Source organism: Rhodopirellula maiorica SM1, assembly GCF_000346295.1.
GTDB classification, from domain to species: Bacteria; Planctomycetota; Planctomycetia; order Pirellulales; family Pirellulaceae; genus Novipirellula; species Novipirellula maiorica.
Window position 1 is genome coordinate 1 of the sequence record NZ_ANOG01000921.1, and the last position, 3,523, is coordinate 3,523.

General features: G+C 56.7%; 3 protein-coding genes and 1 pseudogene. All 4 read left to right on the forward strand.

All coding sequences use genetic code 11. The features are described 5' to 3' along the window. A partial coding sequence (locus tag RMSM_RS29220; protein WP_040770042.1) for a thioesterase II family protein occupies positions 1 to 359 on the forward strand: 359 nt, incomplete at its 5' end. Positions 360 to 525: 166 nt separating this feature from the next. After that, positions 526 to 2,043 (forward strand): bifunctional phosphoribosylaminoimidazolecarboxamide formyltransferase/IMP cyclohydrolase, encoded by a 1,518-nt coding sequence (gene purH, locus RMSM_RS29225; protein WP_008705872.1) that lies wholly within the window; start codon positions 526 to 528, stop codon positions 2,041 to 2,043. Further along, positions 2,043 to 2,822: an indole-3-glycerol phosphate synthase TrpC gene (trpC, locus tag RMSM_RS29230; RefSeq protein ID WP_008705873.1), complete on the forward strand. Its 780-nt coding sequence runs from the start codon at positions 2,043 to 2,045 to the stop codon at positions 2,820 to 2,822. Before purH ends, trpC begins: the two co-directional genes overlap by 1 nt. Before the next feature lie 480 nt (positions 2,823 to 3,302). After that, positions 3,303 to 3,523: pseudogene (locus RMSM_RS43090) on the forward strand (hypothetical protein); the annotation flags it as partial.

A 3,523-nucleotide genomic window follows, 5' to 3' on the forward strand; every position in this document is an offset into this window, starting at 1 on the left:
ACCACAAGTCGCTTCACACGTTGGACGATGCGGAGTTGATCGAGGATGTTGACGAGCTATTTGGCGGAATTCCTGACAATATCCGCGCCGATGCCGACGCTTTGGGCTTCTTTGTGCGTGCTTTAAGGCACGATTTGGCGATTTTTGAGAGTTACGTGCACCCGTCTGGCGACGAAATGCTATCGGTCCCGATTACCGCGATTTGCGGCACGGATGACCGCGCGATCGACTTGGCGGACATGCAGGGATGGAACCGGATCACGTCGGCCGCATTTCGGCTGCGAGCGATCCAAGGCGACCATTTTGCCCCGCTGCAGCGGATCGGCGAAGTGCTGGAGATTGCCACCTGGGACCTGTGACCGGGTTGACCGGCACGCGGGCCGATGCGACAGTCTTCTATTGGCGAATCGTCCTCTTTTGCGTCGCCGGTTTTGCGATCTCGTTGCCACTCCCTCTAACCCGTGCTGAATACCCGTGCCAGACCTCGTTCCCGTTCGTAATGCCCTCATCAGCGTCAGTGACAAAATGGGCCTAGCCGATTTTGCAATTGGCCTTCAAAACGCGGGCGTCACCATCTACAGCACTGGTGGCACACGCAAGCATCTCGAGGAATCGGGCGTCAGCGTCGAAGACGTCGCTGACTACACGGGATTCCCGGAAATGATGGACGGTCGCGTGAAGACTCTGCACCCCAAGATTTTCGGCGGCATCCTCGGCATCCGCGATCGCGACGATCACGTCGACAGCATGGAAGAGCACGACATGGTCCCCTTTGACCTTGTCGTCGTGAACCTGTATCCGTTCGCAGCGACCGCTGCTCGCCCCGGTGCGACCCGCGAAGAATGTGTCGAGCAGATCGACATCGGTGGCCCCAGCCTCGTGCGTGCCGCCGCCAAGAACCACGCTCACGTCGCGATCTGTACCAGTTCGGAGCAATACGGTGACCTGCTTGAGCAAATTGAATCCGGCGGATCGACGTTGGCCCAGCGTCGTAAGCTTGCTGGCGAAGCGTTCGAGCACACAGCGTCTTACGACCGCGCGATCGCCGATTACATGCAAGGCGAAACGTTGACAGGCGAATTCCCCTCGTCGCTGCACTTCTCGCTCAAACGCAAAGCCCAACTCCGTTACGGCGAGAACCCTCATCAACGGGCCGCCTTGTACGTCGATCCATCAGTTCGGTCGGTCAACCTCGTCTCGGCTCGCCAGCTCAACGGCAAAGAGTTGTCCTACAACAATCTGTTGGACCTAGACGCCGCACTGGAAATCGTCCGTGGCTTTGCTCAACCGGCTGCATCGGTGATCAAGCACAACAACCCGTGTGGTGCCGCAACCGATGCCAAAATCGCTCGGGCGTGCCGCAAAGCACTCGCCGGTGACCCGCTGAGTGCCTTTGGTAGTGTGCTGGGATTCAACCGCACCGTTGACATGGAAACCGCCGAGATGCTGTGCGAGCCAGGCTTGTTCATCGAAGCCATCGTCGCGCCTGATTTCGAAGCCGGTGCGGTCGGCCTGCTAACGACAAAGCCTCGCTGGAAAGAAAACGTGCGACTGATGCAAGTCGGTCGACTTGATGACGGTCCGGCAGCATTCCAGCGACGCTTCATCAGCGGCGGTATGCTGATCCAAGACGCCGATCGTTTGACCAGCGTCCCGCTGCAATGGAAAACGGTCACCGAAACGCAGGTTGCTGACGAGTTGTGGGACGATGTCTCCTTTGCTTGGGAAATGGTCCGGCACGTCAAGAGCAACGCGATCGTGTTAGCTAAAGACACCTCATTGATTGGTGTCGGTGCGGGTCAAATGAGCCGCGTCGACAGTGTTGAAATTGCCATCGACAAAGCAGGCGACCGTGCCAGCGGGTCGGTGTTGGCGTCCGATGCGTTCTTCCCTTTCCCCGATTCAATCGAATCGGCTGCCGAAGCCGGTGTCGTCGCGGTCATCCAACCGGGTGGATCGCGACGTGATTCCGAAGTGATCGATGCTTGTAACAAGCATGGGTTGCCGCTGGTTCTCACAGGACGTCGACATTTCAAACACTGATGAATGTCCTTGATAAAATTTTGGTCGAGACTCGCAAAACGATTCTCGCCGACAAAGCCAAGCGATCCACAGCCGAGCTTGAAGCGGCGATTGCCGATCTGCCACCGTGCCGCGATTTTCATGCTGCATTGGCAGCCGGTGACGCGGTTCAATTGATCGCCGAGGTCAAACGGGCGAGTCCTTCGGCCGGTCTGATACGTGAGGATTTTGATCCGGTTCGCATTGCGTCATGCTATGAAAATGCCGGTGCGGCATGCATCAGCGTTTTGACGGACGCACCGTTTTTTCAAGGATCGCTGGACTACCTGCGCGACGTTCGTGCGGCGATTGAGCTTCCGATCCTGCGAAAAGATTTCATCGTTGATCGCTACCAATTGTTACAAGCACGTGACGCGGGTGCAGACTGCGTGCTGTTGATCGCCGAGTGCCTATCGGCTAGCGACCTGCTCGAGCTGCATCAGCAAGCAGTGGAACTTGGTTTGCAAACGTTGATCGAACTGTTTGAACCGCAATACTTGGACGCCGTTTTGGCGACGGGTACTTCGCTGGTCGGCATCAACAACCGTGACTTAAAAACCTTTCACACCGATTTGGAGCATACTGTGCGAATGTGCGAGTCGATTCCGCGTGATCGGCTGGTAGTGGGTGAAAGCGGAATTCGCACGCATGATGACGTGTTACATCTTGGCGATGCAGGCGTGAAAGCGGTCTTAGTGGGCGAATCGCTAATGCGTCAGGACGATATCGAGGCCGCCACGCGTCAACTACTCGGCAAATAAGCCGCAATATCCAGCTCCTCACACCGCCAATTTCAGCCGGGGACAGTTTCTTCAGCCGGGGACAGAGCCATTTCTGTCGAGACCATTACTGTCTTCTGGGGATCATTGATCTGGGGGCCGTTCCTCTGGGGACGACCGTTCCTTTGGGGACAGAGCCCATTTTGTGGGGGCGGACCGTTCATGTGGGGACAGCGGGGACTGCCTCGAGGACAGGGAGCTCTAGTTGGGGACAGAGCTCATGGAGCTCTAGTTGGGGACAGAGCTCATGGAGCTCTAGTTGGGGACAGAGCTCATTGTTGCCACACCCACAAATAGCCCTTTTCGGGGGCTTCGCGAGGGGACAGACTTCGTGTGGTTGCTCTCCATAATCGTTCATCTGGGGACAGAGCTCTTTCTGTGGGGGTTGACTTTTGATCAGGTCAGGCAAAGGATTGAACATTGGTCGGTTGCCCCATGCCTGCTACCTTTTTGTGAGGTGTGATGATGTCACGCTTGGCCCGCTCGGAAGTCTTTGATCCCGACGAAGTCGCCATTGCTCACGTCTGTAGTCGGACCGTCCGCCGGTGCTTCTTGATGGGCGATGATCCAATCACCGGCAAAAACTTTGACCATCGCAAAAAGTGGATCGAACAACACCTGATGCAATTCGCAGGCGCATTCGGAATAGATCTACTCGGGCTAGCTTTGCTATCGAATCATGT

What these genes read in the sequence shown, in the direction of transcription:
- purH (WP_008705872.1), top strand. Translation starts at nt 526, where the DNA reads ATGGGCCTAGCCGATTTTGCAATTGGCCTTCAAAACGCGGGCGTCACC.
- trpC (WP_008705873.1), top strand. Translation starts at nt 2,043, where the DNA reads ATGAATGTCCTTGATAAAATTTTGGTCGAGACTCGCAAAACGATTCTC.